Source organism: Phenylobacterium sp., assembly GCF_044358365.1.
Classification (GTDB): domain Bacteria; phylum Pseudomonadota; class Alphaproteobacteria; order Caulobacterales; family Caulobacteraceae; genus Phenylobacterium.
Map to the genome: position 1 here is coordinate 40106 of NZ_JBIKNZ010000003.1, position 21001 is coordinate 61106.

General features: G+C 65.4%; 25 protein-coding genes. 8 read left to right on the forward strand and 17 right to left on the reverse strand.

Annotation, left to right across the window (positions count from 1 at the left end; genetic code table 11):
• Positions 1-9 precede the first annotated feature (9 nt).
• The 3 genes from ACIQ3B_RS01615 to ACIQ3B_RS01625 form a co-directional block, all read right to left on the reverse strand.
• The gene (locus ACIQ3B_RS01615) at positions 10-342 is read right to left on the reverse strand and encodes a c-type cytochrome (protein ID WP_397399515.1); all 333 of its coding nucleotides are present in this window, start codon (positions 340-342) and stop codon (positions 10-12) included.
• A gap of 89 nt (positions 343-431) precedes the next feature.
• Positions 432-644 (reverse strand): hypothetical protein, encoded by a 213-nt coding sequence (locus ACIQ3B_RS01620; protein ID WP_397399517.1) that lies wholly within the window; start codon positions 642-644, stop codon positions 432-434.
• A gap of 21 nt (positions 645-665) precedes the next feature.
• Positions 666-863, reverse strand: a complete 198-nt coding sequence (locus ACIQ3B_RS01625; RefSeq protein ID WP_397399519.1) for a hypothetical protein — start codon at positions 861-863, stop codon at positions 666-668.
• Here ACIQ3B_RS01625 and ACIQ3B_RS01630 point away from each other — a divergent pair.
• Entirely contained in the window at positions 856-3174 is a 2319-nt protein-coding gene (locus tag ACIQ3B_RS01630; RefSeq protein ID WP_397399520.1) for an ATP-binding protein, read from the forward strand. The genes ACIQ3B_RS01625 and ACIQ3B_RS01630 overlap by 8 nt on opposite strands.
• A 2-nt stretch (positions 3175-3176) precedes the next feature.
• Here the strand turns inward: ACIQ3B_RS01630 and ACIQ3B_RS01635 are convergent, their stop codons facing one another.
• Genes ACIQ3B_RS01635 through ACIQ3B_RS01665 form a run of 7 tightly spaced genes read right to left on the reverse strand, consistent with a single transcriptional unit; the run spans position 3177 to position 8140 of the window.
• The gene (locus ACIQ3B_RS01635) at positions 3177-3416 is read right to left on the reverse strand and encodes a DUF4170 domain-containing protein (RefSeq protein ID WP_397399521.1); all 240 of its coding nucleotides are present in this window, start codon (positions 3414-3416) and stop codon (positions 3177-3179) included.
• Positions 3417-3438: 22 nt separating this feature from the next.
• The gene (locus tag ACIQ3B_RS01640; RefSeq protein WP_397399523.1) at positions 3439-4224 is read right to left on the reverse strand and encodes an inositol monophosphatase family protein; all 786 of its coding nucleotides are present in this window, start codon (positions 4222-4224) and stop codon (positions 3439-3441) included.
• Positions 4221-5552 carry a TldD/PmbA family protein gene (locus ACIQ3B_RS01645; RefSeq protein ID WP_397399525.1) on the reverse strand — a complete coding sequence of 444 codons (1332 nt, stop codon included), beginning with the start codon at positions 5550-5552 and terminating at the stop codon, positions 4221-4223. The genes ACIQ3B_RS01640 and ACIQ3B_RS01645 overlap by 4 nt, the downstream gene beginning before the upstream one ends.
• A 37-nt stretch (positions 5553-5589) precedes the next feature.
• Complete coding sequence (locus ACIQ3B_RS01650; RefSeq protein WP_397399527.1) at positions 5590-5991, reverse strand: MAPEG family protein; 402 nt, start codon at positions 5989-5991, stop codon at positions 5590-5592.
• A gap of 14 nt (positions 5992-6005) precedes the next feature.
• Positions 6006-7532, reverse strand: coding sequence for a UbiD family decarboxylase (locus ACIQ3B_RS01655; protein WP_397399529.1), 1527 nt, complete (start codon positions 7530-7532; stop codon positions 6006-6008).
• 31 nt (positions 7533-7563) lie between these two features.
• The gene (locus ACIQ3B_RS01660; protein ID WP_397399531.1) at positions 7564-7752 is read right to left on the reverse strand and encodes a hypothetical protein; all 189 of its coding nucleotides are present in this window, start codon (positions 7750-7752) and stop codon (positions 7564-7566) included.
• A 40-nt stretch (positions 7753-7792) separates the two neighbouring features.
• The gene (locus ACIQ3B_RS01665) at positions 7793-8140 is read right to left on the reverse strand and encodes an MmcQ/YjbR family DNA-binding protein (protein ID WP_397399533.1); all 348 of its coding nucleotides are present in this window, start codon (positions 8138-8140) and stop codon (positions 7793-7795) included.
• Between the two features lie 124 nt (positions 8141-8264).
• Between ACIQ3B_RS01665 and ACIQ3B_RS01670 the strand changes: the two genes are divergently transcribed.
• The gene (locus tag ACIQ3B_RS01670) at positions 8265-9896 is read left to right on the forward strand and encodes an amidohydrolase (RefSeq protein ID WP_397399535.1); all 1632 of its coding nucleotides are present in this window, start codon (positions 8265-8267) and stop codon (positions 9894-9896) included.
• A 9-nt stretch (positions 9897-9905) separates the two neighbouring features.
• Here ACIQ3B_RS01670 and ACIQ3B_RS01675 read toward each other — a convergent pair whose 3' ends face one another.
• Both ACIQ3B_RS01675 and ACIQ3B_RS01680 read right to left on the reverse strand, forming a co-directional pair.
• Positions 9906-10400 carry an HtaA domain-containing protein gene (locus tag ACIQ3B_RS01675; RefSeq protein ID WP_397399537.1) on the reverse strand — a complete coding sequence of 165 codons (495 nt, stop codon included), beginning with the start codon at positions 10398-10400 and terminating at the stop codon, positions 9906-9908.
• A 6-nt stretch (positions 10401-10406) separates the two neighbouring features.
• Positions 10407-10916 carry a thioredoxin family protein gene (locus ACIQ3B_RS01680; protein WP_397399539.1) on the reverse strand — a complete coding sequence of 170 codons (510 nt, stop codon included), beginning with the start codon at positions 10914-10916 and terminating at the stop codon, positions 10407-10409.
• 155 nt (positions 10917-11071) lie between these two features.
• Here ACIQ3B_RS01680 and ACIQ3B_RS01685 point away from each other — a divergent pair, with 155 nt between their 5' ends.
• Positions 11072-13189 carry a M13 family metallopeptidase gene (locus tag ACIQ3B_RS01685; RefSeq protein WP_397399541.1) on the forward strand — a complete coding sequence of 706 codons (2118 nt, stop codon included), beginning with the start codon at positions 11072-11074 and terminating at the stop codon, positions 13187-13189.
• A 7-nt stretch (positions 13190-13196) separates the two neighbouring features.
• Here the strand turns inward: ACIQ3B_RS01685 and ACIQ3B_RS01690 are convergent, their stop codons facing one another.
• Positions 13197-13451 (reverse strand): DUF6356 family protein, encoded by a 255-nt coding sequence (locus tag ACIQ3B_RS01690; RefSeq protein WP_397399543.1) that lies wholly within the window; start codon positions 13449-13451, stop codon positions 13197-13199.
• Between the two features lie 346 nt (positions 13452-13797).
• On the opposite strand from ACIQ3B_RS01690, the gene ACIQ3B_RS01695 reads away from it, so the two are divergent.
• On the forward strand, positions 13798-14475 hold the full coding sequence (locus ACIQ3B_RS01695) for a PEPxxWA-CTERM sorting domain-containing protein (RefSeq protein WP_397399545.1): 678 nt from the start codon (positions 13798-13800) through the stop codon (positions 14473-14475).
• 97 nt (positions 14476-14572) lie between these two features.
• Here ACIQ3B_RS01695 and ACIQ3B_RS01700 read toward each other — a convergent pair whose 3' ends face one another.
• Entirely contained in the window at positions 14573-15928 is a 1356-nt protein-coding gene (locus ACIQ3B_RS01700) for a glutamate--cysteine ligase (protein WP_397399547.1), read from the reverse strand.
• Positions 15929-16072: 144 nt separating this feature from the next.
• Between ACIQ3B_RS01700 and ACIQ3B_RS01705 the strand changes: the two genes are divergently transcribed.
• Entirely contained in the window at positions 16073-16495 is a 423-nt protein-coding gene (locus ACIQ3B_RS01705; RefSeq protein ID WP_397399549.1) for a VOC family protein, read from the forward strand.
• Here ACIQ3B_RS01705 and ACIQ3B_RS01710 read toward each other — a convergent pair.
• A complete protein-coding gene (locus ACIQ3B_RS01710) occupies positions 16492-17205 on the reverse strand; it encodes a 16S rRNA (uracil(1498)-N(3))-methyltransferase (protein WP_397399551.1) in 714 nt (237 codons plus the stop codon). The genes ACIQ3B_RS01705 and ACIQ3B_RS01710 overlap by 4 nt on opposite strands.
• Before the next feature lie 60 nt (positions 17206-17265).
• Between ACIQ3B_RS01710 and ppk2 the strand changes: the two genes are divergently transcribed.
• Genes ppk2 through ACIQ3B_RS01725 form a run of 3 tightly spaced genes read left to right on the forward strand, consistent with a single transcriptional unit; the run spans position 17266 to position 20253 of the window.
• A complete protein-coding gene (gene ppk2 / locus ACIQ3B_RS01715; protein ID WP_397399553.1) occupies positions 17266-18021 on the forward strand; it encodes a polyphosphate kinase 2 in 756 nt (251 codons plus the stop codon).
• A gap of 2 nt (positions 18022-18023) precedes the next feature.
• Positions 18024-18995 (forward strand): aldo/keto reductase, encoded by a 972-nt coding sequence (locus ACIQ3B_RS01720; protein WP_397399555.1) that lies wholly within the window; start codon positions 18024-18026, stop codon positions 18993-18995.
• 58 nt (positions 18996-19053) lie between these two features.
• Entirely contained in the window at positions 19054-20253 is a 1200-nt protein-coding gene (locus ACIQ3B_RS01725) for a winged helix-turn-helix domain-containing protein (protein WP_397399557.1), read from the forward strand.
• Between the two features lie 36 nt (positions 20254-20289).
• On the opposite strand, the gene ACIQ3B_RS01730 is transcribed toward ACIQ3B_RS01725, so the two are convergent.
• Both ACIQ3B_RS01730 and ACIQ3B_RS01735 read right to left on the reverse strand, forming a co-directional pair.
• Entirely contained in the window at positions 20290-20661 is a 372-nt protein-coding gene (locus tag ACIQ3B_RS01730) for a type II toxin-antitoxin system HigA family antitoxin (RefSeq protein WP_397399559.1), read from the reverse strand.
• The gene (locus ACIQ3B_RS01735) at positions 20661-20957 is read right to left on the reverse strand and encodes a type II toxin-antitoxin system HigB family toxin (RefSeq protein ID WP_397399561.1); all 297 of its coding nucleotides are present in this window, start codon (positions 20955-20957) and stop codon (positions 20661-20663) included. The genes ACIQ3B_RS01730 and ACIQ3B_RS01735 overlap by 1 nt, the downstream gene beginning before the upstream one ends.
• Positions 20958-21001 lie beyond the last annotated feature (44 nt).

Consider the following 21001-nt stretch of genomic DNA (forward strand, 5'->3'; position numbering starts at 1 on the left):
TCACACCGATCAGTGGGTGTGGAGGCTCTCGATATATGCCCGTAGATCTGCCAGCTCGCCGACCGTGAGCACGACAGGCGCCATGCTGTAGTGACCCTTGCTGGTCAGGTCGGCCAGTCGACCTTCCAATCCGACCGTATGTCGCATTTCGAGGCTTGCAAACGGCGCGGCGCGGCGGGCGCGGCTGGTGGCGTCGCCCTTCTCTATCGCATGACAGGTGGCGCATGCCCGCTGAGCGATGTGATGGCCGCGCGCGACCGGGTCATCGTGCTTGCGCGCATCCTGCGTCGCACAGGCGCTCAGGCCGAGCGTCAGGACGACCATGCCAAAGCGGCGGTCCATGCGAGGTCGTCGCTCCAGATTGTGATTCCAGACTATCCCATCCAGAGGCCGCGCCGCCTTGATCCAGATCAACGGCCCGGATCGTCGCCCTACCGCTTCCGGAACCGCTTGGCCTCGGCCTCCAGCTTCGAAACCCAGGCCTCTGGCTCACCGCTATCGGACTGGAAAGGCAGGGCGCCGGCCACACCTCTGATCGCCAACCAAAGCGGCTGATTGAAATGGGCCAGAACGCGCAGAGGTCGGCGCTTGTCATCGGTGACGTCCCACCCGGCATCCTCGAACGCCGCCACCTGAACAGCCACGGTCTTGAGTTCGATGTTGTCTCAGTCAGCGGGGCGTACAGCGCTTTCGGCGTCGTCATTGGTCAGGCCGAACAGGGCGTGGGCGCAGGCGTCAATCTCCGGGAACTCCATTCGGGCTTCCGGTTCGGCGAAGTCGCGTTTCATAACGGCCCGGAACTCGAGATCCTTTACGCCGGGCAGATCGATCAGGCGGCGAAGCGGTGCGGTGCGTATGGACATCGCAAAGGCCTACAGCGAAAAAGCCAATCTGACGAGCAACCACAACCATTCCGAGATTTGGCGGTTTCAGAAAACTTTTACGGGCTTCTGTCACACTAAGGGCGTGGAAAACTCCAATGCCTTCAACTCGGTCTACGGGACGACCCTGGAGACCTACTACAACCGTACCTACGGCGACCAGTTGGCGGTTCGATTGGTCAGTATTGCTCTTGTCGCCGGGGCGACGACAGTCTTCGAGGTCTGGTCTCCTGTCCTGGCCGCGCTATGGGCCTTGACTTATGCAGCGGGCGAGGTCGCGCTGATGGTCTGGTGGCGTCGGGCGCAGAAGGTTCTGGGCTGCCTCAATGCGGCGATCTACAACAGACTTCAGGCCGAGTTGATCGGCCTGTCCGCCGCACTCAGCACCCTGGCGGCCTTGCCCTGCTTTTTCACAATCCCGGGAGGCGCTGTACCCCAGCTGGTTGGCGTCACTCTGGCCGCTGGCATTCTTTTGACAGTCGGCGCGCAGCATAGCCTGCATCGACACATGTTCCTGGCCACCGCCCCTGCGGCTGCGGTGGCATTGGTCTGGAACCTCTATGCCATCGGCGAAGGGCAGACGCCCTTGTTGTTCGCCGCCCTCGGCGTCGTTTTTGTCGCCAACGCCCGCTACCTGCAGTTCGGCAATGCACGGGGCTTCGAGGATCTCATCCGCCACAAGGCCGAAGCTGAGCGCGCCCTCGAGCGGTCGCGGGAAAGTGAGACCCTCTACAGGCTGTTGGCCGACAACCAGAGCGACATGATCGCGCTCTGGGGGCCGGACGGAAGCCCGATCTACAGCTCGCCTTCTGTCGTTCGCGCGTTCGGATACACGCTGGAGGACCGGGCCAAGCTCCCGAATTTCGCGGCGCCTCATCCCGACGATGTCGAACTGATCCGGTCCATCTTCAAGGATCTTACGCCTGAGGACGGCCTGCATAACGCCGACTATCGCCTGTTTCACAGGGATGGCTCCATCGTCTGGGTGGAAGGGACGTTCCAGCGGCTGAATGACGGAAGTGGCCGCATGCTCTCCACGGGCCGCGTGGCGACCGAACGCAAGCAGCTGGAGCGGGAACTGCACCGCGCGCTGGATGATGCGAAGGCAGCGCTCAAGGCCAAGTCCGACTTCCTCGCGAACATGACCCATGAGCTGCGGACGCCGCTCACCGCCATCGTCGGCTTCTCCAGCCTTCTGAAGGGCGCCCAGGATCTCAACCCCATCCACGCTCGCCAGGTGGGCATCATCTGCGACGCCAGCGAGAACCTCTTGAGCGTGGTCAACGACGTGCTTGATTTTTCCCGGCTGGAAGCCGGAGCTGTGGAGCTCGACGCCCATCCCTTCGACCCGTTGTCGATGGCCCAATCCACCGTCGCGTTGCTGGCCAACCAGGCCGCCGCCAAGGACCTCTACCTCTCGGTGGAAGCAGACGGCTTTAAGGGTAGCCTGCTGGGCGACGGCGCGCGTCTTCGCCAGGTACTGACCAATCTGTTGTCCAACGCCGTGAAGTTCACGGCCTCAGGCGAAATCAAGGTTGTGATCCGGCAAGCCGCGGTGGGTGATCAGCGCAAGCTGCGCATGTCGGTGCGTGACACGGGGATCGGAATTCCTTCCGACCAGATCGAGGGCATATTCGGACGTTTCACCCAGGCTGACGCTTCGGTGTCACGCCAGTATGGCGGCACGGGCCTGGGTCTGGCGATCTCGCGGCGGATCATCGAAGCGCTGGGCGGACAGATCGCCGTGGAGAGTGAGCCCGGAAAGGGTTCAAATTTCTGGTTCGAGGTTGTCATGCCGGCGGCGGAGGCAGCGCGCATGGGAGAGCCAGAAGCCACGCCCGCGATGGAAACCGGCCAGGCGCTGCGGCTGTTGCTGGTCGACGACAACCCGGTGAACCGCGAGCTGGTATGCGCCCTTCTCGAGCCCTTTGACGTGGATATCGAGACCGCCAACGACGGCGTCGAGGCTGTTGAGGCCGCAGCAAGGGCGGCCTACGACCTGATCCTGATGGACGTCCAGATGCCAAACATGGACGGCCTGACCGCAACACGCCGCATTCGCGCCGCCGAAGCAGTGGATGGCGGGCGTGTGCCCATCATCGCCCTGACGGCTAATGTGCTTCCGGAACAGGTCGCGCGCTGCCTCGAAGCCGGGATGGACGACCATCTTGGCAAACCGATCAGCCCCGAGCAGCTGTTGAACATGCTGGGTCGCTGGTCAACAGGAGCGGACAACCCTGTGACGACAGCCGCCGATCAGGATACCGAACCAATGGCGGCGCAAGGGCGTTAGGCTCAGCCTTCGTGTTCGCCGGCGTCCGGCGCCAGAAGCTTGTGCGCATGGATGATGAAGTAGCGCATCAGGGCGTTGTCGACGGTCTGCTGAGCCTTGGCCCGCCAGGCGCGAACCGCGTCGTCATAGGTCGGATAGGCGCCGACCAGATCGACCTTGGTCAGATCGCTGAACTCCGGCGTTCCCTCGAGGGATTTCAGTTCCCCGCCTATGACGAGGTGGAGCAATTGTCTGTGCGGCATGGTCAGGCCGTTTCAAATGAAATCATCTGGATGCGCCAATATGCCGAACGCGGTCCAGGATCAATGGGGCCAACGCCGGGGTAGCGCAGATCAGGCTGGCCTGCGACGGCCGTGGGCGATTGTAGCGAAACGCGGCGCCCAGGTGATCCCCGACAAAACATCCAGCCTCGCGGGCAATAAGATCGCCTGCGGCGACATCCCAGTCACTTTTTCGCACTGGTGCGACCGCCGCGTCGAAATTTCCGGAGGCCACCAGGCACATGCGATAGGCCGTGGAGTTTCTGGGCTCTACCCTCATGTTCGGCCATGGCTGCGGCCAGGCCGGATGTCTGAAAAGCGACGGATCGCCCGCCATCCGGCAGTCTTCCAGCAACAGGGCAGAGCTGGGTTGGATCGGCTCACCGTTCAACCGGGCGCCGCCGCCGGCGGTGGCGACATAGGTCTGCTCAAACTCCGGCGCATAGACCACGCCGGCCACCGCCAAACCGTCCTCGACGATGGCGATAGCCACTGACCACCAGGGCCGGTCATTGAGGAAGGCCCGCGTGCCATCGATAGGATCGACCACGAAGATGCGGCGACAATCCAGACGGTGAGTGGCGTCAGCGGTCTCTTCCGACAACCAGCCGTAGTCTGGCCGCGCCGCGCGCAGACGTTCGGTCAGCAGGGCGTCAGTGGCCAGATCGGCGTCGGTGACCGGGCTGCGGTCATCCTTGTACTCGACCTGCAGACCCTTCCTGCGTATATCCCGCGCCAGCGCGCCGGCGGCATGTGCGGCCTCGGTGATCAGCGCCAGATCGAGGGTCATAGCCCCGCGATGGCCAGCCCATCGACCAGCAGGGACGGCGAATTGGCAGACCCCCGGATCTCGAGATCCGCGCCAGGCACAACGCGCGCAAAGATATCCAGCAGGTTACCCGCGACAGTGATCTCGTTGACCGGATAGGCGATCTCGCCCGCCTCGAACCAGAAGCCCGAACACCCCACCGACCAGTCGCCGGTGTTGCCATTGAGCGAGGGACCGAACATCGAGGTCACCAGCAGGCCCGCCCTGGCGTCCTGCATCAGACCGGCCAGATCGCGATCGCCCGGATGGAAAGTCAGGTTCGATGTCGAGACGCCCGGCGGTCCGGCCAGGCCGCGCGAGGCGTGGCCGGTGGTGGTGAGGCCCAGTTGCCGCGCCGAGGAGGAATTCAGCAGCCAGGTGGTCAGGACCCCGTCGTCGATCAGGTTGCGGGCCCCATTGGCCACACCCTCGTCATCGAAGGGAGATGAGCCGAGACCTCGCAGGCGGTGCGGATCGTCCGAGATCACGATCCCTTTGGCGAAAAGCTGCTGTCCAAGCTTGTCCTTCAGGAACGAGGTGCCGCGCGCGATGGACGGCCCGGAGATTCCGCCGATCAGCGGACTGAGCAGCGATCCCGCCAGACGGTTCTCGAAGATCACTGGCGCGGTGGTTGACGCAATCTTGCGAGCGCCAAGTCGCGACGCTGCCCGGCGACCGGCTTCAGCGCCAAGGCTCTCGGGCGAAGGCAAATCGGCCTGCCAACGGGCGGAACGGCCATCGTAGCCGGTCTCCATGCCGTCCTCATCTCCGGCGATGGCCGAGGCGCCAATAGCAAAGCCCGAGGCCCGGTGGACGCCTGCGAACCCGCTGCTGGTCACCATGGTCCATTGCGACGATGACCAGGAGCCGCTGCCGCCGTCGGAGTTGGTCACCTTCGGCACTTCCCGCGCCGCCGCTTCGGCCGCGCGGGCCCGGTCCTCGAGCTCCAGCGGCGAGGGTTCGGTGGGGTCATACAGGTCAAGGTCAGGCAAGGGTCCCCGCGCCAACCGGTCCGGATCGGCCAGTCCGCCATAGGGATCCTCGGGGGCCAGCCGCGCCATGGCCACGGCGCGGGCGACCAGTTTTGCGCGCGCTTCCGCCGAAATGTCGGAGCCGGACACAGTCGCCTGGCGCTGGCCGATGAAGACGCGCAGGCCCAGATCCCGCGATTCCTCGCGCTCCACTTCCTCAAGCGCCCCGTTGCGCACCCCGATGGAAAGGCTGCGTCGCTCAGCACCCACAGCTTCGGCGGCGTCGGCGCCCGCCTTCAAGGCGGCGACCACGACGTCGTTCAGAAGAGTCTCGTTCATCTGAGGGATATGGCCGACCGGGCTCTTCGGAACAACCCTACGGCACCGCGTAGAACAACAATGACGCAGCCAGCGCGATGTAGGCGATCCACGTCGCCAGCACGCCCGCCGTCCTCAGCCAGGAGACGCCCGCGCTGCGAGACAGGCCGGCGGCGTGCATCACCCGTCCCGTCAGCAGCATAAATCCTATCAGGTGGATCAACAGCGGCATGGCGCTGGCCAGAGCGAGAACAGCCAGTCCGATCAGCGCGGCGGGAACATACTCCGTCGCATTTCCAAACGCACGAATGGCCTGGTTCAGCGCTGGAACGCCGCCGTCGCCGATCTCGACATGATGCTTGCGCCGCTGGCGGGTCACCAGCACCGAGAGCACAAGCAGGAGGATCAGATGCAGGCCGGTCCAGAGGGCGGCGGCGTGTGCTGAAGCTTGGGGGTCCATTTTGCCTCCTTACCTCATTCTACCGGTCGTCCATCCCCCGGCAGGCCCAATCTGGACCACTTCTCCGTGACCGCCGCGATGGTGGCCTCGTCCATGCCGAGCTTCTCACCCCACTCGCGATGGGTCTCGGGCGGCCATTTGTTGGTGGCGTCCAGCCCGATCTTGGAGCCCAGGCCGCTCTCCGGCGAGGCGAAGTCCAGATAGTCGATGGGGGTGTTCTCGATCACGGTGATGTCGCGAGCCGGATCCATGCGGGTGGACAGCGCCCACATGACGTCCTTCCAGTCGCGGGCGTTGATGTCGTCGTCCACGACGATGACCCACTTGGTATACATGAACTGCCGCAGATAGCTCCAGACGCCCATCATCACGCGCTTGGCGTGCCCCGGGTAGCCCTTCTTCATCGAGACGACGGCGATCCGGTAGCTGCAGCCTTCCGGCGGCAGCCAGAAGTCGACGATCTCCGGGAACTGCTGCTGCAACAGGGGAATGAACACCTCGTTCAAGGCCTCGCCCAGCACGCTGGGCTCATCCGGCGGGCGGCCCGTGAAGGTGGTCAGATAGATCGGGTTCCTCCGCATGGTGATCGCGGTCACCTGGAAGATCGGGAACTTCTCGACGGAATTGTAGTAGCCGGTGTGGTCGCCGTAGGGCCCTTCATCGGCGTAGTCATCCAGCAGCACATGGCCTTCCAGCACGATCTCCGCCTGGGCCGGCACCATCAGCGGCACGGTCTTGGCGGGCACGAGGTCCAGCTTCGAGCCGCGCAGCAGGCCCGCGAACTGGTATTCCGACAGGGTGTCCGGCACCGGCGTCACGGCAGCCACGATTGTACCAGGATCGGCGCCGATCACCGCGCAGGCGGGCAGCGGCTCGCGCTTGCCCTCGGCCTTCCAGCGCCGGTGATGCTGGGCGCCGCCGCGATGGGCCAGCCAGCGCATGACGGTGCGGTTCTTGTCCAGCACCTGCATGCGATAGATGCCGAGATTGTAGTTGTCCTCGCGCTTGTCCGACGGACCCTTGGTGACCACCAGCGGCCACGTGATCAGGGGCGCAGGCTCCCCCGGCCAGCAGGTCTGGATCGGCAATTTCCTCAGGTCGATGTCGTCGCCTTTCAGCACGATCTCCTGCACCGGCGCCTTCTTCACCGTGGCGGGTCGCATGGACATCACGGTGCGGGCCAGCGGCAGCATCTCCATGGCGTCCTTGATCCCGCGCGGCGGTTCGGGCTGACGCAGGAAGGCCAGCAGTTCACCCACCTCGCGCAGCTCTTCGGCGGTGGTGCGTTCGCGCCCCTCCAGGGTAACCCCCATGGCCACCCGTTTCACCGTGCCGAACAGGTTCACGAGGCAGGGCATCGACGAGGGCTCGCCGTCGGCCCGGATGACATTCTCGAACAGCACGGCGGGTCCGCCATCGCGCAGCAGTCGCCGCTGGATCTCGGTCATCTCAAGGACGGTGGAGACCGGCTCGGTCACGCGGACCAGCTCGCCGGCCGCCTCCAGCTTGTCCAGGAATTCGCGCAGGGATTTATAGGCCATGCGGCGGTGTACCCGTCTCGCCGGAAGCGGTCTAGGATGGCGACATACCCACCTCGATCTTGACGACCTGCCGCCGAAGATTGCGGCCTTGCTGAGCGTCCTCGGCGACGGTGAGGCGTTGATGCTGGTGCAGCACGGCGCCGTGGAAGGGTGGCTGACGGCGGCCGTCGCGCCGGTGGCCGTGAGTGAGCTCGAAATTTCGCCAGAGGAGCAAATGCACGAGGTGATGGAAAATTTCGATCAGCCGTCGAGGACGAATTCTAGGCGGCCCGTTCCGCCTCCCACGCCTTCACCACGCTCCTCTTCGCCACCTTCCGGAACCGGCGCTCCAGAAAGTTCCGGAACGAGCCGGGGTGCAGGGTCTCGATGCGGGCGAGCACGCTGGGATAGTCCTTGTAGTGCGGCGTGATGTGGAACGTGCCGGGTTCGGCCTCCATCAGCATGTCGCGCTCGTCCGCGCTGACATCCATCAGCACCACGCTGGCGTCGTCGCGCCGCAGACGGGTGAAGAACTTGCCGTTCACCTTGAAGGCGGGGCTGCCATAGCTCATCCCCTCCTCGGCGCCGGGGAACGACATCACGATGGCTTTCATCTCGTCGGGTGTCACGGCAAGCGCTCCTGATCAGACAGCTTTCGAAGACCCTGCATGCTTTTGCGTCAAGTCGGTCTTGCCGACAATTCTGCGCGCCTGGCGACTGGCGGTGGCGTGCCGGAGGCCTTAGCCTGACGGGATGAACCGCCGTCTTTTCCTCCTCGCCACCCTCCTGGCCACCCCCGCCACCGCCCAGCCGGCCGACCTGATGATCTGGGGCGGGCCGGTCTATACCGGGGTTGCGCCGAAGGCCGTGGACGCGGTCGCGGTCGCTGGCGGCAAGATCGTCTATGTGGGGTCGAAGGCTGGCGCCCAGGCGAAGCTGGGCCCGAACACCCAGGTGATCGACCTGAAGGGCGCAGCGCTGTTTCCGGGCTTTACCGATGGACACGCCCACCTGCGCGGGATCGGGGAGCGCGAGCTGAGCCTGAACCTGGAAGGCTCGAAATCCGCCGCAGAGGCTACGGCGCGGGTGAAGGCCTACCTGGCCCAGCGCAAGCCGGCGGGACCCGTGTTCGGGCGCGGCTGGATCGAAACCGGATGGCCCGAGGGCCGGTTCCTCAACCGCGACGATCTGGACCCGATCGCGCCCGATCAGCCCGTGATCCTGGTGCGCGCAGACGGCCACGCGCTCACCGCCAATACTGCCGCGCTGAAGGCCGCCGGGATCACCGAGGCTACGCCGGCGCCCGACGGCGGCGCGATCCTGAAGGACGCCCAGGGTCGCCTCACGGGCGTATTCGTGGACAACGCCATGGGTCTGATCCGCAAGCTCCGGACCGCCCCGACCGGGGCGGATCGCCGGGCAGCCTTCGAGGCGGCCTTCAAGGTGGAAGCGGCCTATGGCTGGACCGGCGTCCATTCCATGAGCGTCGACTGGGCCGATGTGCCGCTGCTGGAAGCGATGGACGCCGAGGGCAAGGCGGCCTTGCGGGTGTACAACGCCGTCGACGGCGACCAGGCCGGGCCACTGTTCACCACAGGTCCGCGCGCCTCCAGATCCGGGCGGATCACCACGCGGGCGATCAAGCTATACGAGGACGGGGCTCTGGGGTCCCGCGGGGCGGCGCTGTTCGCCCCCTACGCCGACGCGCCCGCCACCAGCGGCCTGGTGCTGACGTCGCCCGAGACCATGCGCGCCACCATGGCCAGGGCCAGGGCTGCCGGCATCCAGGTCGCCACCCACGCTATCGGAGATCGCGGCAACGCCAATGTGCTGGACCTCTACGCCGGGCAGGACGCATCGAAGCTGCGCTGGCGGATCGAGCATTCCCAGATCGTGCGGCCCGCCGATATCCCGCGCTTCGCTACGATGGGCGTGATCGCCTCGATGCAGCCCAGCCATGCTATCGGTGACCTGCACTTTGCCCCCGCGCGCCTGGGCGAGGCCCGGCTGGCCGGCGCCTACGCCTGGAAGGACATGCTGAAGGCCGGGGCCCGTGTGGTGGGCGGATCCGACGCGCCGGTAGAACGCGGCGATCCCCTGATCGAGTTCTATGCCGCCGTGGCCCGCAAGGACCTCAGCGGGTTCTCGGCGCCCGACTGGCAACCGGAACAGAAACTCTCCCGCGCCGAAGCGCTGAAACTGTTTACCTCGGAGGCCGCCTGGGCCAGCTTCGCCGAGAACGAGCTGGGCACGATCGAGGTGGGCAAGATCGCCGACCTGTCAGCCTTCTCGGTCGATCTGATGACGGCGCCGGAAGCCGATATCCCCAAGGGCCGGGCCGTGCTGACGGTAGTGGACGGCAAGGTGGTGTATCGGGCGGACTGAGCGCGGCGGTCAGCGCGCCGCGACAGTGAGCCTGGCGGGATCCAGTGCCGTCGTCGGTGGATAGTGGTCACCGAGCACGAAGCTCCCATCCATTGTCAGCGAGGCGGGTATCAACGTCTCGCTTGGCTCGCCCCCAGTTATCGCCGCCAGATCCAGCTTTGCGATTTCGACGCGGCGGGTCCGCGCCGCGCTGTCGGCGACCGTCAGGACAGCGCCGGTCTCGGAGATCTCGATCGCCGGATCGGCCAGGAACACCTTCAGCATGCCGCCGTGCGCCTCGAACCGCACCTCGCCCAAAAACCGGCCCTGACCTGTCAGTGACCCATCCACGGCAAGCCCAAGGTCGCTGTCGGGCGCGGCGGCAAAGGTGAACCCGCCGTCCGGGGCGATGTCGGCGCCGCCACCGACCTCGGTCACGCCGCCCATCATCGCCACGTAACCCCGGAAGCTCGTCTTCACCCCCCAGTGCAGGGCGGTGACGGGCTGCAACTGAGAATCGGTCATTGTTTCCTACCGCGTATACTTCGCCAGCCAGTTGGCCAGGGCCTGGGGGGTCATGTGGCGCGCGTCGGCCAGAGCGGCCACGTCGGCGCGGGCGACCAGTTGCTTGCCGCTGGCGGGGTCGACGATCAGGATCGCGGGCACACCTTCCAGCTTGTCCTTCACGCCGAAGCGGGCGGGCACCTGCAGGTTCTTGTCCATGCGGCCCACGTCAATGCTGATCATCTCGTAGTGGCGGCCCAGGAAGGCTTTCATCTCGGGCAGATCCATGGTGGCCTGCAGGATCCGGCAGTCGCCGCACCAGTTTCCGCCCATCTTGATCATCAAAAGCTTCTTACCCGCCTTGGCCCTCGCCAGGGCCTTGTCCGTCTGGGCCGACGCGTTGGCGGCCTCATCATACGGATAGGGCAGCGGTGTCTTGAGCTGGCCGTAGTCACTGATGCTGACGCGCGGCGGCGGGGCCGCGGCGGCCGGGAGGGCGAGCGCCAGGGCGAAAAGAGCGACCGTGAACCGGACCATGTTGAGTCTCCTGAGCGTCCAACCCATCACCGGCGCAGGCTGGCAGGTCAAGTCTGACAGAACTGTAATGAATGCTGGACTGGCAAAGCCACAGATTTGTCTCAATTCGCGTTAACGCAGGCACCACATCCACTGCAACCTCAACGAGAAAATCCATGGCCCAGATGTTCCGCACCCGCGTGATGGCGACCAGCGCCGCCGCGCTATTGGCCCTTTCCACAGGCGCAGCACAGGCGCATGACACGCACGACCAGGCGCCCGACGCGCAGGTCACGGCGGCTGCCAGCCCGACGGGCGGCGCGACCGCCGAGTCGCTCGTCTCACCGAAGTTCGGAACCTGGGGTTTTGACCTCAGCGGGATGGATCGCTCGGTGAAGCCCGGCGATGACTTCTATGCCTTCGCCAACGGCAAATGGGCCGAGCGAACGGAAATCCCGGCCGACCGCGTCCGGTATGGGTCATTCGATACGCTGCAGGTGCTTTCGGAAGCTCGCGTCCGTGCCATTCTGGAAGAGGCCGCCGCCGGCAAGCTGGACCACCCCGACGCGGCTAGGATCGCCGCAGCCTATGGCGCTTTCATGGATGAAGCCCGCGTCGAAGCCCTGGACGCCAAGCCCTTGGCGCCAGAGCTGGCGATGATCCGCAAGGTGAAGACCCGGGCCGACTTCACCGCCCTGATGGCGAAGTCGAACACCACGGGATTTACCTCGGTCCTGCCGGTGCAGATCTCCTTCGATGCCAAGGCGCCGGACCGCTACGTGCTGCTAACGTCGAATTCGGGGTTGGGCCTGCCTGACCGCGACTACTACCTGCAGGCCAGCTTCGCCGACAAGAAGGTCAAGTACGAGGCCTATATCGCCCGGATGCTGACGATGATCGGCTGGGAAAAGCCGGCCGAGAGCGCCAGGGCCATCGTGGCCTTCGAGACGAAAATGGCCGAGGTCAGCATGACCCGCGTCGAGCAGCGTGACCGTGACAAAACCTACAATCCGATGACCCCGGCCGAGCTGGCCGCCTATACGCCCGACTTCGACTGGAAGTCCTATCTGGCCGCGGCCGACCTGCCGAAAGCCGACAAGATCATTGTCTGGAGCAAGCCGGCCTTCCCGAAGATCACCGCGATCTATGCGGCCACGCCGGTGGACACGCTGAAGGCCTGGCAGGCGTTCCACCTGACCGATGGCGCCGCGCCCTACCTCTCCAAGCGGTTCGTCGACGCGCGCTTTGAGTTCCAGGGCAAGGAACTGACCGGTCAGAAGGAATTGGCGCCGCGCTGGAAGCGGGCCGCACGCTGGATGGACGGCGCGCTCGGCGAGTCGGTCGGCAAGGTCTATGTCGCCCGCTACTTCCCGCCGGAGACCAAGGTCAAGGCCTTGGAGTTGGTGACAAACGTCCGTAGCGCCATGCGCGGCCGGATCGAGAACCTGGCGTGGATGGGCCCCGCCACCAAGGCCAAGGCACTGGAGAAGCTGGACCGCCTGGGTCTGAAAATTGGCTATCCGGACCAGTGGCTGGACTATTCCGCGCTAGAGATGAAGCCGGACGACCTCTACGGCAACGCCATGCGATCCAGTGTCTTCGAGTGGCGACGCCAGGTCGCCCGCTTTGACAAGCCGGTGGATCGGACCGAGTGGGGCATGACGCCGCAGACCGTCAACGCCTACTATCACACGTTCAACATCGAGATCGCCTTCCCCGCCGCGTTCCTGCAGCCGCCGTTCTTTGATCCGGACGCGGACCCGGCGGTGAACTACGGGGCTGTCGGCGCGGTGATCGGCCATGAGATCACTCACGGTTTCGACGATCAGGGCCGCAAGGCCGATGCCGGCGGCGTCCTGACCGACTGGTGGCAACCGGAGGACGACGCCAAGTTCAAGGCGCAGGCTGGCCGGCTCACCGCGCAGTTTGACGCCTTTGAGCCTTTTCCCGGCGTGAGGGTGCAGGGCGCCCTGAGCCTTGGCGAGAACATCGCGGACCTGGGTGGACTGAAGCTGGCGCTGGACGCCTATCGCGCTTCATTGAAGGGCGCCCCGGCGCCCGTGATCGACGGGTTCACCGGCGATCAGCGGGTGTTCCTGGGTTACGCCCAGGCCTGGCGCAGCAAGGCCCGGGAGGACTTCACCCGCCGTCAGATCGCCACCGGTCCGCACGCGCCGTCGTTCTACCGGGTGATGGGCCCAATTCGAAACATCCAGGCCTGGTACGACGCCTGGGATATCAAGCCCGGCGACAAGCTCTACATCCCGCCGGAGCAGCGCGTGAACATCTGGTAGCGAGACCTCAGATCTCGGGACACCAGCCCGTTAGGCCCGGCTCCGGCCGGGTCTTGCCGGCGGTGCGATGCGTCACCATCCGGTGGTGCAGTTCGCGGATCCGCCGACTGCCCGAGGCCTGAAACGCGAACGGAAAGATGCCGTGCAGCAGGCAGGCTATGGCGCCTGCGGCCATCGTCGCCGCATAGCCGCTCGCCGAGGCCAGATGCTCGAAATAGGTCTCGCCGACCGTTCCAGGGTGCTGTGTGAAAGCCTTGAACATGGGATCGCCTGTGGTCCTGAACTGGCTCCAGAATGGAGGGCGGGCGGGAGAATGTCTGTATCGCATCCAATGAATTCGTGCCGAAACAGGGGATAATGTTGCTGCCTTCCTGCCTTTCCGGAGATTTTTGGTCTCCACGCCTGAAAGGGCGCAGCTTGATACCTACTTGCAGATCAAATCGTCCAGGGCTGCGCAGCCGCGTCGCCTGGAAGGTCAGACACAACCGCAGGCCCCCCTTACTCTCCTCTCCGGGAAAACCGCTTCTGGCTCCCGACTTTAGGTGTATAGTTAACGCAAGTCGAAGAGCGCCCACGGGATGCGGGTCGCCTGATTACGGGAGAACGAGATGAATTTCAGGATGGCAGGCGCCGTGGCTTGTGCGACTGTGGCACTATTGATCAGCCCTGCAGCCCAGGCGGCGACCGTCGTGTGGACACAATGGGCCTCCAACACCGCCGGTACGATGGGCGACGTGAACGTGACCTACTCAGGCGAGGAGGAAGGCCTGATTTTCCCGGGCAGCATTCCTTCGTTCCAGGGTTACATTCCGAACTCATCCTTCCTGGGCGGTCCGGTCGGCAACGTACCCACCAATGCCAACGGCGCGCTGAAGCTGATCGGCGGCCGCGGCGAAGATGCAACCACGAACACGATCACGTTTTCCGAGGCCCTGATCAACCCTGTGTTCCTGATCTGGAGCCTGGGAGGGGGCGGCATAGCCACCAGGTTTGACTTCCTGGACAGTCCCTCAATCTCGATCGTCGCCGGTGGCCCCACCACGCAGTATGGCGGCGGCGGCTTGACCCTGTCCGGAGCTAACGCGGTGGGCGTGGAAGGCAACGGCGTGCTGCAGTTCAGCGGCGCGGTGACCTCGATCTCCTGGAAAAACCCGGTCGCGGACAACTACTACGCCTTCACGGTCGGCAATGTGGTCCCGGAACCCGGCGCCTGGGCGCTGATGATCTGCGGTTTCGGCCTGGCCGGCGCTGCGCTGCGTCACCGCCGGAAGATGGTCGCGGCCTGAGCGATCTTTGGAATTTGAAACGCCGCCGGTCCAATAACCGGCGGCGTTTTCGTCTGGATGGGGGCCCTTCGCGGGCCTTTTTTCGTGGGCTCAGACCCTAGTAGGCGAAGTCCGCAAACACGCGGCTGGCGTCGCCTTCCCAACGGGTGTTGTAGAGCTCCAGCAGACGCTCGGCAGGCGTGATCCCGCTCTCGGCGATCTGGTCCAGTTCGGAGAGGTAGCCGGTCTCGTCCACCATGCCGCCGGACAGGCGGTTGCGGTTCTTCAGGCCCGAGCGCGAGATGGCCAGCATATCCTTCGCCACGTCCTGCACGCTGCGCCCGGCGATCTGCGCCTTCAGGCCCACCCGGGCCACGTCGGCGCGCAGGCGCTCATGGTCCTCGATGTGCCAGTCCTTGCAGAGGTCCCAGGCCGCCGCCAGCGCGGGCGCATCGTAGAAAATCCCCATCCACAGCGCCGGCAGGGCGCAGAGACGGCTCCAGGGTCCGGCGTCGGCGCCGCGCATCTCCAGATATTTCTTGAGCCTGACCTCCGGGAAGATGGTGGTCATGTGGTCGGCCCAGTCCTTGCTTGTCGGCCGCTCTCCCGGCAACTCCGGCAGCTTGCCCTCCATGAAGTCCACGAAGGAGCGCCCAGCCACGTCGATGTAGCGGTCGCCGCGCTTTACGAAATACATCGGCACCTTCAGCGCATAGCGGGCGTAGGTCTCGAAGTTGAAGCCCTCGCGGAACACGAAATCCAGCATGCCGGTCCGGTCCGGATCGGTATCGGTCCACACATTGGCGCGGGCCGAAACGAAGCCTGACGGCTTACCTTCGATGAACGGCGAGTTGGCGAACAGGGCGGTGCAGATCGGCTGCAAGGCCAGCGAGGTGCGGAACTTGGCCACCATGTCGGCCTCGTCGGCGAAGTCGAGGTTGGCCTGCACCGTGCAGGTGCGGAACATCATGTCGAGGCCGAGATTGCCCACCTTGGGCATGTATTCCCGCATGATCTTGTAGCGGCCCTTGGGCATCACCGGCACCTGGTCGCGCCGCCAGATCGGGCTGTAGCCCAGCCCCAGGAACCCGAGGCCCAGTTCGTCGGCCACCTGTTTGACCTCGGCCAGGTGGTTACCGGTCTCCTCGCAGATGTCGTGGACGGTCTCCAGCGGCGCACCCGAGAGCTCGAACTGGCCGCCCGGCTCCAGGCTGACATTAGCAAGCCCACGTTCCAGGGCGATGACGTACTCGCCTTCCATAACCGGGGTCCAGCCGAAGCGGGTCAGGCCGTCCAGCAGCGCCTTGATGCCGCGAGGCTCGTAGGCTACCGGCGAATTGTCGGCCAGGCGGTAGACGAACTTCTCGTGCTCGGCGCCTACGCGCCAGGCGCTGGCGGGCTTTCCGCCCTCCGCCATCCAGCCCACCAGGTCTTCAAAGACAAGGGGACGATCATCGCTCACCACGTCGGCCATTCGTAAATCCTCCCCCGAGATAACGCGGCAACACTCAAAGAGGCTCACGCGGTCGCGTCTTTACGCTGTTAGGATAGGTGGGCGCAATTCCGTGAAGCTCAAGGGCGGGCTATAGGGTCTTTGCAAAGACAGTCTGGAGACATGATGGCCGCGGCGAACGTGAAGGAGGCCGTCCCGTACTTCAGGGTCCGGGACATGAAGGCCTCGCTGGCCTTCTACGTGGAGGGTCTCGGCTTCGAGATCGACAAGCGCTGGGATGACCGCGGCGTACTACGATGGTGCAGCCTGAAGCTGGGCGGGGCGACGCTCCGGCTCCAGCAGTTCAAACCCAAGGGCCAGGACGCCTGGATCGCCGCCGGCCCGGTGGGCGAAGGGGTGACGATCTATTTCCCCTGCGAGGACGCCACGGTCGTCTGGACCGAAGCGACCGCACGTGGCCTGGACGCCCCGCCTCCGGAAGTGGGCAATGGCATGTGGCTGGCCGGCTTCGACGACCCCGACGGCTACCGGCTGGAATTCGAAAGCCCTACCGATGCGCCCGAGGACAGCGTGTTCGGGGAGGATTAGCGCCAATCCCCCACCGCCGCCTGCCAGAGCGTCAATGCGCTGATGGCGGCGGTGTCGGCGCGGAGGATCCTGGGGCCCAGGGCGGCGGCGGCGGCATAGGGTAAAGCCCGCAGCCGGTCGCGTTCCCCGGGGGAGAAGCCCCCCTCCGGTCCAATCAGGATGGCCCAGGGGCCGGGCGTGGTGACAGCCTCCAGCACGGTTGGCGCATCCCCCGCCTCGTCGCAGAACAGCAGGCGGCGCGCGGGGTCCCAGTCGGCCAGCAGGCGATCGAGTTTAACGGGCTCTGCAATCTGCGGAACATCCAGCCGCCCGGTCTGTTCGGTGGCTTCCATGGCAATGGCGCGCAGGCGCTCGACGCGGATGTGGTCGGCGTTGGTGCGTTCAGTGGTCACCAGACGTACGCGACGCGCGCCCAGCTCTGCGGCCTTTTCGATGATGGTTTCAAGCCGGCCGCGCTTGACCAGGGCGATCATCAGATCGAGGTCGGGGCCCACGTGCTGGGGGCGTACGCAGGAAAGCGCCGTGAGCGTGACTGCCCGCTTTCCCACCTTGGCGACGGAAGCCCGCCACTCACCGTCGCGGCCATTGAACACCGCCAGCGTGTCGCCCACCGTCTGGCGCATGACAGCTGACAGATAGCGGCTCTGGCCCTCATCGAGGGTGAACTGGGCGCCCGGCGCCAGATCATACGGCACGTAGAGACGGATCATACCGCATCCCTACCAACGGTTGGGGCTGGGCGAAATCACTCCGAGGCGTCTAAATGGGCCATGGCCAATTCCGACGACGAAGAACTGGAAGCCCTGCAGGTCGCCCTGGTGCGATATCAGGTGGACGCTATCGCCCAGGGGCGCCGGGACCTGGTGGTCTTCGAAGGCCGCGACACCGCCGGCAAGGACGGGGCGATCAAGCGGATCAATGAGTATCTCTCGGTCCGCAACACCCGCGTGGTGGCCCTGCCCAAACCCACGGAGCGCGAGCGCAGCCAATGGTATTTCCAAAGGTATGTGGCGCACCTGCCGGCGGCCGGCGAGCTCGTCATCCTCAACCGCTCCTGGTACAATCGTGGAGGGGTAGAGCCGGTGATGGGCTTCTGTACGCCGGAACAGAACGCTGTCTTCCTGGACGAGACGCCCGTGTTCGAACGCATGCTGATCGGCGACGGCGTGCGCATGGTGAAGCTGTGGCTGGACATCTCTCGCAAGGAGCAGGCGACCCGTCTGGAGGCCCGCAAGACAGATCCATTGAAGACGCTCAAGATCAGCCCGCTGGACGCCGTCGCCCAGGAAAAGTGGGACGACTATTCCCGGGCCCGCGACGAGATGCTGTCGCGAACGCACTCCGCAGAATCGCCCTGGGTGATCGTGCACACCGACAAGAAGGCCCGGGCGCGCACCGCGATCATGCGCCACCTTCTGCATGCCCTGGCGCCTGCGGAAGTGGCGAAGAGCGTTCCGAAGCCGGACCCCGACGTCCTCTATACCTTTGACACCGCCGCTTTCTCCGACGGCCGACTGGAGCGCTGAGCATGCAGACTTCGACACTGGGATCCCTGGGACCGGTCAGTCGGCTGACGCTGGGCGGCGGCGGTATCGGCCAGATCTGGGGCGAGACCAACGACGAGGAGGCGATGGCCACAGTGATGGCCGCCCTCGAAGCCGGGATCACGGTGCTGGATGCGGCGCCGATCTACGGCAGTTGCGAGGCCCTGATCGGCAAGACCTTTGGCGGCAAACTTCCGACCGGCGTCAAGGTCACGACCAAGCACTACCTCGCCACGTCGCCTGCCGCGGAGGTGGAAGCCCGTCTGATCGCCTCGCTGGAGGCCAGTCTGTCCGCCATGGGGCTGGAGCGGGTAGACCTCTTTTTCCTGCATTCCAATCTGCACGCCGACGGCTTTGAATATGCCCACGGCAACGCGCGCCGGGATACGTTCTCGACAGCGATGTCGCTGTATGAGGGCCACGTTGTTCCGGCCATGCTGAAGCTGAAGGCCCAGGGCCGGATCGGCGGCTGGGGGATCACCGGCATCGGCGTGCCCACTGCGATCCTCGCCGCGCTGGATCAGGCGCAGAAGCCCGACGCGGTGCAGGTGATCGCCAACCTGATGGATAGCCCTGGCGCGCTGAGGCGCTATGCCGAAGCGCCACAACCCCGCGCGATCGCGGCGGCGGCCAGGGCCCGGGGCGTCGGCGTCATGGGCATCCGCGCGGTTCAGGCCGGGGCGCTGACCTCAGGCGTGGACCGCGATCTGTCGGCCAACAGCCCTGACAATGCCGACTTCGCCCGCGCTGCGCCGTTCCGCGAGCTCTGCGCCGCCTGGGGTGAGGATCCCGCCCAGGTGGCGCACCACTATGCGCTGAGCCTCGCCAACTATGACACCATCGTTCTGGGCGTGAAGAACCGCGCCGAACTGGCCCAGTGCCTGGCCGCAGAGGCCGCCGGGCCTATGGAGCAAGCGCGGGTTGCGGCGATTGATGCGCTGGGGTTGGCGAGCTGATTTTTTTGGTCTTTGTTCGATGACGACCGCCCTCCTGCCGGCTCACTAAGGGGGATCGATGCCAGCACATACATTGACCGCTGGAGAGGCTCGCCGGGTCGCGCTGGCGGCCCAGGGGTTCGGGGGCTCACGCGAGGGTCCCGTCAGCCGACGCCAACTTACGCAACTGGTCGACCGGCTGGGCGTGATCCAGATCGATTCCGTGAACGTGGTGTCGCGCACCCACTACTTGCCCGCCTACTCGCGCCTGGGCGCCTATCCGCGAGAGATGCTGGAGGACATTGCCTGGTCGAAGAAGCGACCGCTGTTCGAGTACTGGGCCCATGAGGCCTCGCTGCTGCCGCTCTCCAGTCAACCGCTGTTCCGCTGGCGGATGACGGACGCGCTGGAGGGCGTTGGCGCCTGGAAGGGCATCGCGCGTTTCCTGCGCGAGCGCCGCGATTTCGTGGACCGGGCGCTGGACGAGATCGCCACACGCGGGCCCATGTCAGCATCGGAACTGGAGCTGGGCGCCAAGGGCGCGGGCGGCTGGTGGGGCTGGAGCGAGGGCAAGCGCGCGGTCGAGGGCCTATTCTGGACCGGCGAACTCACCACCGCCACCCGGCGCGGAACCTTCGAGCGAGTCTATGATGTGCCCCACCGGGTACTGCCCAAAGCCGTCGTCGCGACCCCCACCCCGCCCCGCGACGAGGCGCAGCGCCAGCTGATCCGGATCGCCGCCCGCGCCATGGGCGTGGCCACGATGCGCGACCTGCGCGACTATTTCCGGATGGGGTTGGAGGACACCCGCGCGCGCGTCGGAGAACTGGTGGAAGCCGGGTCCTTGCTGCCGGTGACGGTGAAGGGCTGGGCCGAGCCGGCCTTTCTCGACCCTACGGCGCGCCGCCCCCGGAAGATCGAGGCGACCGCCCTCCTCTCGCCCTTCGACAATCTGATCTGGTTTCGCGAGCGCACCGAACGCATCTTCGGCGTGCGCTACCGGATCGAGATCTATGTGCCCGCCGAGAAGCGCCAGCACGGCTACTATGTGCTGCCGTTCCTGGAAGGCGACGCCATCACCGCCCGCGTGGATCTGAAGGCCGACCGCAAGGCCGGCGCGCTCCTGGTGCAAGCCTCCCACGCCGAACCCTGGGCCAACGACCAGACCCCGGTTCGACTGGCCGCCGAGTTGAAACAGATGGCTGGCTGGCTGGGATTGGAGACCGTGCGGGTGGAGCCGAAGGGCGATCTGGCGGGAACATTGGCCAAGGTGGCCTGAGGTTCCGTCCTTTAGCCAAAGCCTGGCTCCGGCGGGTCAGGCGGCGTCCAGGGTACGCAGTAGGCTCTCGGCGGGCACGCCCCAATGACGGTGCAACTTGGCCATCATCGACGGCGTCAGTCCACGCCGCCCGTTCAGCACTTCCGAAGCCCGGGACCGCGATCCCAGCAAGCTTGCAAGGTCTGTCTGAGTAAGCCCCTTGAGCTCCATCGCATAGCGGATCGCGTCCAGGGGTTCTGCTGGGGCGATTGGCCAGGCACGACGCTCATAGGCTTCGATCAGATCTGCGAGCACATCAAATCGCGCCGCAGCCTCGCTACCCATCGCCGGCAGGTCGACAAAATATCCCGCGATCTCGCCGAGGGCCCAATCATAATCAGCCTCCGAGCGCAGGGCGCGAACATCCATCAGACGGTCTCCACATTGATGCGGTCATATGCCGCATGGGTTCCCACGAACTTGATCAGCACGCGCCGGTAGGAGTAGGCGACGTGGATCACGAGACGGTACTTGTTGCCGCCGATATCGAAGACGACGCGATTGTCTGCCACGAAGTCGACGGTCGTCCCGAACATCGCCTTTACGTCTGCCGGGCCGGTCCAGAGCGCCTTGTCTACCAGGCCGTACCAGGCGCGCAGGGGCCGTTCGGCATCTGGATGACGCGCCCAGAACTCAATCAGCGTCCGTTTGGCGATGATCTGCACGACGGGGCTCTAGCATGTTCCCCGAATGGGAACAACACACTCAA

Bases quoted from the DNA above. Each gene is read 5' to 3' on its own strand.
- ACIQ3B_RS01615 (WP_397399515.1), bottom strand. From the start codon at position 342: ATGGACCGCCGCTTTGGCATGGTCGTCCTGACGCTCGGCCTGAGCGCC.
- ACIQ3B_RS01630 (WP_397399520.1), top strand. From the start codon at position 856: ATGGACATCGCAAAGGCCTACAGCGAAAAAGCCAATCTGACGAGCAAC.
- ACIQ3B_RS01625 (WP_397399519.1), bottom strand. From the start codon at position 863: ATGTCCATACGCACCGCACCGCTTCGCCGCCTGATCGATCTGCCCGGC.
- ACIQ3B_RS01635 (WP_397399521.1), bottom strand. From the start codon at position 3,416: ATGCCGCACAGACAATTGCTCCACCTCGTCATAGGCGGGGAACTGAAA.
- ACIQ3B_RS01640 (WP_397399523.1), bottom strand. From the start codon at position 4,224: ATGACCCTCGATCTGGCGCTGATCACCGAGGCCGCACATGCCGCCGGC.
- ACIQ3B_RS01645 (WP_397399525.1), bottom strand. From the start codon at position 5,552: ATGAACGAGACTCTTCTGAACGACGTCGTGGTCGCCGCCTTGAAGGCG.
- ACIQ3B_RS01650 (WP_397399527.1), bottom strand. From the start codon at position 5,991: ATGGACCCCCAAGCTTCAGCACACGCCGCCGCCCTCTGGACCGGCCTG.
- ACIQ3B_RS01655 (WP_397399529.1), bottom strand. From the start codon at position 7,532: ATGGCCTATAAATCCCTGCGCGAATTCCTGGACAAGCTGGAGGCGGCC.
- ACIQ3B_RS01670 (WP_397399535.1), top strand. From the start codon at position 8,265: ATGAACCGCCGTCTTTTCCTCCTCGCCACCCTCCTGGCCACCCCCGCC.
- ACIQ3B_RS01675 (WP_397399537.1), bottom strand. From the start codon at position 10,400: ATGACCGATTCTCAGTTGCAGCCCGTCACCGCCCTGCACTGGGGGGTG.
- ACIQ3B_RS01680 (WP_397399539.1), bottom strand. From the start codon at position 10,916: ATGGTCCGGTTCACGGTCGCTCTTTTCGCCCTGGCGCTCGCCCTCCCG.
- ACIQ3B_RS01685 (WP_397399541.1), top strand. From the start codon at position 11,072: ATGGCCCAGATGTTCCGCACCCGCGTGATGGCGACCAGCGCCGCCGCG.
- ACIQ3B_RS01690 (WP_397399543.1), bottom strand. From the start codon at position 13,451: ATGTTCAAGGCTTTCACACAGCACCCTGGAACGGTCGGCGAGACCTAT.
- ACIQ3B_RS01695 (WP_397399545.1), top strand. From the start codon at position 13,798: ATGAATTTCAGGATGGCAGGCGCCGTGGCTTGTGCGACTGTGGCACTA.
- ACIQ3B_RS01700 (WP_397399547.1), bottom strand. From the start codon at position 15,928: ATGGCCGACGTGGTGAGCGATGATCGTCCCCTTGTCTTTGAAGACCTG.
- ACIQ3B_RS01705 (WP_397399549.1), top strand. From the start codon at position 16,073: ATGGCCGCGGCGAACGTGAAGGAGGCCGTCCCGTACTTCAGGGTCCGG.
- ACIQ3B_RS01710 (WP_397399551.1), bottom strand. From the start codon at position 17,205: ATGATCCGTCTCTACGTGCCGTATGATCTGGCGCCGGGCGCCCAGTTC.
- ppk2 (WP_397399553.1), top strand. From the start codon at position 17,266: ATGGCCAATTCCGACGACGAAGAACTGGAAGCCCTGCAGGTCGCCCTG.
- ACIQ3B_RS01720 (WP_397399555.1), top strand. From the start codon at position 18,024: ATGCAGACTTCGACACTGGGATCCCTGGGACCGGTCAGTCGGCTGACG.
- ACIQ3B_RS01725 (WP_397399557.1), top strand. From the start codon at position 19,054: ATGCCAGCACATACATTGACCGCTGGAGAGGCTCGCCGGGTCGCGCTG.
- ACIQ3B_RS01730 (WP_397399559.1), bottom strand. From the start codon at position 20,661: ATGGATGTTCGCGCCCTGCGCTCGGAGGCTGATTATGATTGGGCCCTC.